Genomic DNA, 6,521 nt, shown 5'->3' with positions numbered 1-6,521 from the left:
CGCACGGAGCACAGACTCGAAGCGAAGCGGAGAGAACGTCCGGAGGACGGCCCCGAAGGGGCGAGAAGCCGCAGGCTTGGAGTCAACCGGAGCCTATGGGTATAGGTGAGGATTCCGCGCACCGCGCAACGCAGCGATTCGCCCGCGCAGACATTTATACAACGCTGGAGGGTACGCCATGAGCAACAAAGCCGTGATCAACACCGACAACGCCCCGGCCGCCATCGGCCCCTATTCGCAAGCCATCAAGTCGGGCAACACCGTCTATCTCTCGGGGCAGATTCCGCTCGACCCGGCCACCATGGAGCTGGTCTCCGACGAGTTCGAAACCCAGGCGCGCCAGGTCTTCACCAACCTTGCCGCCGTCTGCCAGGAAGCCGCGGGCTCGCTGCAGGACATCGTCAAGCTCAACCTCTACCTGGTCGATCTCGACAACTTCGCGGTGGTCAACAAGGTGATGGAAGAGTTCTTTTCCGCCCCCTTCCCGGCCCGCGCCGCGGTCGGCGTCAAGCAGCTGCCCAAGGGCAGTCAGGTGGAAGCCGAAGCGGTGATGGTGATCGGCGACTAGGCACTGTCTGAAAAGTACTGTGCTCGCCCATGCGGCGTTAAAAATCGGCCCAAAATGCTCATTTACACCCCGTAAACTCCGCGTTTTCGCCGATTTTTGCCTTGCCTGGCCTTCGCTCGTCGACTTTTCAGACAGCACCTCAGGCCGGTCCGTACGACCAATGCCCGAGGCCCGTGCCGCTGCTTGGGCGGAGCGTTCAAGCGCGCGCGGTTTGCGGCAATTCTCCGCGCAGCTTGACCACGTCCGCCCGAGGCGGCACGCCAAACATGCGGCTGTATTCGCGGCTGAAATGAGAAGGGCTGCCGTACCCCACCCGGAAGCTGGCGGTGGCCGCCTCCATTCCCTCGGAGAGCATCAGCCGCCGCGCCTCGTGCAAACGCAGCCGCTTCTGGAACTGCAGCGGCGACATTCGCGTCACCTGCTTGAAGCTATGGAACAGCGATGACTCGCTCATGTTGACCATGTCGGCGAGATCGCGAACGCGCAGCGGCTCCGCGAAGCGGTCCTTGAGCACCGCGATGACCTTGGCCATACGATGCGTCTGGGTGTCCGCTACCGCGAACTTGCGCATGTGCACGCCGAGCTCGCCCACCAGCGCCCGATAGAGAATCTCGCGCCGAATCAGCGGCGCAAGGATCACGGAGTCCCGGGGCGATTCCAGCAGACTCACCAGCCGCAACACGGCTTCCACCATGCCTTTTTCCGCCCGCACGCGACTCAGGCCACAGGCGCCGTCGGGGCACTCCTCGTCAATCCCCGCGCTCAACGACTCACCCATCGCCAGGACCAGATCCGTCACTTCCTGGGGCTCGACGGTGATCTTGACTCCCAGATAGGGCTTCTCCGGCGAGGCGTCGATCACCTTGCCCAGCACCGGCAGGTGGACCGTCGACACCATGCAGCTCAGCGGACCGTACTCGATCTGCCGATCGCCGAGCCATACGGTCTTGCCGCCCTGGGCGATCAGGCACAGGGCTGGATCGTATACCGTCGATCCCATGCAACTATTGGCGGCATTGGCACGCATCAGCTCCAGGCCGGGAATCGCCGTGGATGTGATGCCTTCGTCCGGCGCCCACAGCTGAATCTGGCGCGCCAGAGTATTCGCCAAGTCTTCGAGGGGGTCTTCCAGATCTTCGGGAACGGGCTGCGTGGCAATCATGAATTCGCTCTCTCGCTGGCAAGTCGGTACGCATTCATCGATGAAAGGCGAGTATAAGCTCGCGTTTCCAGACTTTGGCTGCAAAAAGCCAACACTTGCAGAATTGGGCAAGCACTTTGAAGGATCGGGCAAGCGACTCGGCAACCGGCTGCGAATGCCGCCGCGCAGTGCCATGACCAGTGTCGTCCGCGTGCATGAATAAACTGGATTGGGCAATCAAACGGGAGAAATCCGATAACGCCCTCTGTGCACCAGCCTCTAGAGTTTTCCTCCATACCCGCCATCCCGCCGTGGCAACGAAACGCGGAGCGACACATGAAAAGGAAAAGCATCGGAATGCCTGTTTCGAGCGCGAGCTCATCCCACGGTCTGGCCGTGTTGATCGTCACCGCGTTTCTCGCCGCCGGCTGCGACGCGCGCGGCGAGGCGGAAAGCGCCAGCGCGCCGCCGCCGCCGGAAGTGGATGTGGCCACGGTGCTGGTGGAGCCGGTGACATTGCGGGAAACCTTTACCGGTCGCGTCGCCGCGCCACAGACCGTGGAATTGCGGCCCCGAGTGAGTGGCTATGTCGACGAGATCGACTTCGAGGAGGGCGAGCTGGTCAACGCCGGCGACGTGCTGTTTCGGATCGACCCGCGCCCTTACGAGGCCCGCGTGCAGGCGGCGAAGGCGGCGTTGGCGCAGGCACAAAGCCAGCGCCGGCTCGCCGAGATCGAGGCCGGTCGATCCCGCCAGCTGATCCAGAAACAGATGATCTCCCAGGAGCAGCACGATCAGCGCCAGGCGGCCGCGCTCAACGCCCGGGCGCAGGAAGCGGAAGCCGAGGCGACACTGGCCAGCGCCGAACTGGACCTGCAGTACACCCGCGTCACCGCCCCGGTAACGGGCCGCACCGGACGCGCCATGGTGACCAAGGGCAACCTAGCCAGCGCCGATCAGACGGTGCTGACGACGCTGGTATCGGTCGATCCGCTCTATGTCTATTTCGACAGCAACGAAGCCGAAGTACCGAGCGCGCGACTGCTGTCGAGCCAGGGGGAAGCGACTACGGTGCGCATCGGCCTGACCGGCGAATCGGGCTTCCCTCACCAGGGCCGGTTGGACTTCGTCGACAACCGCATCAACCCGGATACCGGCACTTTGCGTTATCGGGCGGTGCTGCCCAATCCCGACGACGTCTTCAGACCGGGGCAGTTCGCCCGGGTGGAGATGCCCGTGGCCAGCCTGGACGCGGCGGTGCTGGTGAGCCGCAAGGCGGTGCTCGCCAACCAGGATCGACGCTTCGTCTATGTGGTCGGCGACGACGACACCGTCACCATGCGCCAGGTCCAGACCGGCCGCGAAGTCGGGGAGCTGATCGTGATTCGCGACGGCCTCGAAGCCGGCGACAGGATCGTCGTCAACGGCACCCAGAAGATCTTCGCCCCGGGCATGCCGGTAACGCCTCACCCGGTCGCCATGCGTACGCAAGCTCCGGAGGCCGAGATCGCCTCACGGCGCTGAGCCTTCCCAAGGGAACGACGACGAAAAAGCGGCGGGCACCGTACCCGCCGCGCAGGAGCCCATTGCATGAATTTCTCGCGCTTTTTCGTGGATCGGCCGATCTTTGCCGCCGTGCTGTCGATCATCATCTTCGCGGTGGGGGCGATTTCGATCCCCAACCTGCCGATCGGCGAGTATCCGGAAGTGGTGCCGCCGTCGGTACTGGTGCGCACCACCTACCCGGGCGCCAACCCCAAGGAGATCGCCGAAACCGTGGCCACGCCACTGGAAGAGGCGATCACCGGCGTCGAGGACATGATGTACTTCAAGTCCGTGGCCGGCTCCGATGGCGTGTTGCAGATGACCGTCACGTTCCGCCCCGGCACCGACCCCGAGCAGGCCACCGTGCGGGTACAGAACCGGGTCAGCCAGGCGCTGGCACGACTGCCGGAGGCGGTACGCCGCCAGGGCGTGACCACGCAGAAACAGTCCCCCACCTTTCTGATGGTGGTGCACCTGGTGTCGCCGGACGCCCGTTACGACACGCTCTATCTACGCAACTATGCCCGCCTGCACGTGCGCGACCAGCTGGCGCGCATCCCCGGCGTCGGCGAGGCGCAGATATTCGGTGGCGGCGATTACGCCATGCGCGCCTGGCTCGACCCGGACCGCATCGCCGCCCACGGCCTGACCGCCGGCGACGTGGTCGAGGCCATGCGCGAGCAGAACGTGCAGGTCTCCGCCGGCCAGATCGGTGGCGAGCCGATGCCGGACAGCGATTTTCTCACCCTGATCAACGCCAAGGGCCGCCTGACCACCGAGCAGGAGTTCGGCGACATCGTGCTCAAGGCCGGCGAGGACGGGGAGATTCTGCGCCTGCGCGACGTGGCGCGCCTCGAACTCGGCGCGGGCGACTACACCCTGCGCGCGCGGCTGGACGGCAAGGACGCCGTGGCGATCGGCATTTTCCAGTCCCCCGGCGCCAACGCGTTGCAGATCCGCGACCAGGTGATCCGGACCATGGACGAACTGGCGACCCAGTTCCCGCAAGGCCTGGAGTACAGCACCGTCTACGACACCACCCTGTTCGTCAACGACTCGATCCATTCGGTCATCCAGACGCTGCTCGAAGCCGTGCTGCTGGTGGTGCTGGTGGTGACGCTGTTCCTGCAGACCTGGCGCGCCTCGCTGATTCCGCTGCTGGCGGTGCCGGTCTCGGTGGTGGGCACCTTCGCGGTGCTGTTGCTGCTGGGATATTCGATCAACACCCTGACGCTGTTCGGGCTGGTGCTGGCGATCGGCATCGTGGTCGACGACGCCATCGTGGTGGTGGAAAACGTCGAGCGCAACATCGAGCAGGGCTTGGCACCAAGAGCCGCCGCCCATCAGGCGATGCGCGAGGTTTCCGGCCCCATCGTCGCCATCGGCCTGGTGCTGTGCGCGGTGTTCGTGCCGATGGCGTTCCTGTCCGGCGTCACCGGCCAGTTCTATCGCCAGTTCGCGGTGACCATCGCCATCTCCACCGTGATTTCGACCATCAACTCGCTGACGCTGTCGCCGGCGCTGGCGGCCATGCTGCTCAAGCCCCACGACGCGCCGAAGGATCGTTTGACCCGGGTGATCGACTTTCTGTTCGGCTGGCTGTTTCGCCCGTTCAACCGCTTCTTCAATGCCGGTTCGAAGCGGTATCAGGGCGTGGTCTCGCGCAGCCTGCGCCGCCGTGGCGCGGTGTTCGTGGTCTACCTGATCCTGCTCGGCGCCACCGGCTACCTGTTCAAGATCGTGCCGCCGGGATTCATTCCGGTGCAGGACAAGATGTACCTGATCGCTGGCGTGAAGCTGCCGGAAGGGTCGTCGCTCAACCGCACCGACGATCTGCTGCGCCAGGTGGTGGACATCGCCATGCAGACCGACGGCGTGTCCCACGCCATCTCCTTCCCGGGCCTCAATGCCCTGCAGTTCACCAACACCGCCAATACCGGGCTGGCGTTCTTGACGCTGGAGCCCTTCGAGGCGCGCACGCGCACGGCGGCGGAGATCAATGCCGAGATCGCCGGCAAGATCGCCGGGCTAAAGGATGGCATCGCCTTCTCGTTCATGCCGCCGCCGATCCTCGGCCTGGGCAACGGTTCCGGCTACCAGATGTTCATTGAGGACCGCGCCGGGCTCGGCTACGGCCCGCTGCAGGATGCGGTGACCGCCTTCCAGGGCGCGGTGGTACAGACGCCGGGGATGAGCTATCCGATCACCAGCTACCAGGCCAACGTGCCCCAGCTCGATGCCGACGTCGACCGACTCAAGGCCAAGGCGCAGGGCGTCGCGGTGACCGATCTGTTCGACACCCTGCAGACCTATCTGGGCTCGACCTACGTCAATGACTTCAACCAGTTCGGCCGTACCTGGCAGGTGATCGCCCAGGCGGACGCCCCCTACCGCGACAGCGTCGAGGATATCGCCCGTCTGCGCACCCGCAACGCCCAGGGCGAGATGGTGCCGATCGGTTCCATGGTGGACATTCACCAGAGCTTCGGGCCGGACCCGGTGCTGCGCTTCAACGGCTATCCGGCGGCGGATCTGGCCGGCGAGGCGGATCCCCGCGTACTCTCCTCGCCCCAGGCGATGGCCGCGCTCACCGCGATCGGCGAACGGGTGCTCCCCGAAGGCATCGGCTTCGAGTGGACTGACCTGAGCTACCAGCAAGCCACCCAGGGCCACGCCGCGCTGGTGGTGTTCCCGCTGGCGGTACTGCTGGTGTTTCTGGTGCTGGCGGCACTCTACGAGAGCTGGACGCTGCCGCTGGCGGTAATCCTGATCGTGCCGATGTGCGTACTCTCGGCGCTGGTTGGCGTCCGGATCGCCGGTGGCGACACCAACATCTTCGTACAGGTGGGCCTGGTGGTCCTGATCGGGCTGGCATGCAAGAACGCCATCCTGATCGTCGAATTCGCCCGCGAACTGGAGCTGCAGGGCCGTGGCGTGGTGGAAGCCGCACTGGAAGCCTGCCGGCTGCGTTTGCGCCCGATCGTCATGACCTCGATCACCTTCACCGCCGCGGTCATACCGCTCGCGCTGGGTCACGGCGCCGGCGCCGAGGTTCGCCAGGCGTTGGGGATTGCCGTATTCGCCGGCATGCTCGGCGTCACCCTGTTCGGCCTGTTGCTGACGCCGGTATTCTATGTGGCACTGCGCAAACTGGCCGGACCACTCAAGCGCGGCCACGCATCCACGCTGGAGGGTGAAGGTGACACCTCGCCGGGGGATAGTCATTCATGACGGGCCCGTGCCGGTAGCCATTGCGTGGCTACCGGC

General features: G+C 65.1%; 5 protein-coding genes. 4 read left to right on the top strand and 1 reads right to left on the bottom strand.

Annotation, left to right across the window (positions count from 1 at the left end; translation table 11 throughout):
* Nucleotides 1-178 precede the first annotated feature (178 nt).
* Nucleotides 179-568, top strand: coding sequence for a RidA family protein (locus tag DOM57_RS17825; RefSeq protein WP_110650532.1), 390 nt, complete (start codon nt 179-181; stop codon nt 566-568).
* A 196-nt stretch (nt 569-764) separates the two neighbouring features.
* Here the strand turns inward: DOM57_RS17825 and DOM57_RS17820 are convergent, their stop codons facing one another.
* Nucleotides 765-1,730 (bottom strand): AraC family transcriptional regulator, encoded by a 966-nt coding sequence (locus DOM57_RS17820; RefSeq protein WP_110650531.1) that lies wholly within the window; start codon nt 1,728-1,730, stop codon nt 765-767.
* On the opposite strand from DOM57_RS17820, the gene DOM57_RS21865 reads away from it, so the two are divergent.
* The 3 genes from DOM57_RS21865 to DOM57_RS17810 all read left to right on the top strand — a co-directional run bounded on the left by DOM57_RS21865 (nt 1,720) and on the right by DOM57_RS17810 (nt 6,485).
* Nucleotides 1,720-1,932, top strand: a complete 213-nt coding sequence (locus DOM57_RS21865; RefSeq protein ID WP_162619587.1) for a hypothetical protein — start codon at nt 1,720-1,722, stop codon at nt 1,930-1,932. The genes DOM57_RS17820 and DOM57_RS21865 overlap by 11 nt on opposite strands.
* A gap of 134 nt (nt 1,933-2,066) precedes the next feature.
* Nucleotides 2,067-3,233, top strand: coding sequence for an efflux RND transporter periplasmic adaptor subunit (locus DOM57_RS17815; RefSeq protein ID WP_110650530.1), 1,167 nt, complete (start codon nt 2,067-2,069; stop codon nt 3,231-3,233).
* A gap of 66 nt (nt 3,234-3,299) precedes the next feature.
* Nucleotides 3,300-6,485: an efflux RND transporter permease subunit gene (locus tag DOM57_RS17810; RefSeq protein WP_110650529.1), complete on the top strand. Its 3,186-nt coding sequence runs from the start codon at nt 3,300-3,302 to the stop codon at nt 6,483-6,485.
* Nucleotides 6,486-6,521: the final 36 nt, after the last annotated feature.

It is taken from the genome of Salinicola peritrichatus (assembly GCF_003206715.1).
Taxonomy (GTDB): Bacteria; Pseudomonadota; Gammaproteobacteria; order Pseudomonadales; family Halomonadaceae; genus Salinicola; species Salinicola peritrichatus.
The sequence above is the reverse complement of the archived record's forward strand: the minus strand, read 5'-3'. Positions and strand labels throughout refer to the sequence as shown.

Coding starts and splice junctions, on each gene's coding strand:
- DOM57_RS17820 (WP_110650531.1), bottom strand. CDS start 1,730: ATGATTGCCACGCAGCCCGTTCCCGAAGATCTGGAAGACCCCCTCGAA.
- DOM57_RS17810 (WP_110650529.1), top strand. CDS start 3,300: ATGAATTTCTCGCGCTTTTTCGTGGATCGGCCGATCTTTGCCGCCGTG.
- DOM57_RS17815 (WP_110650530.1), top strand. CDS start 2,067: ATGCCTGTTTCGAGCGCGAGCTCATCCCACGGTCTGGCCGTGTTGATC.
- DOM57_RS17825 (WP_110650532.1), top strand. CDS start 179: ATGAGCAACAAAGCCGTGATCAACACCGACAACGCCCCGGCCGCCATC.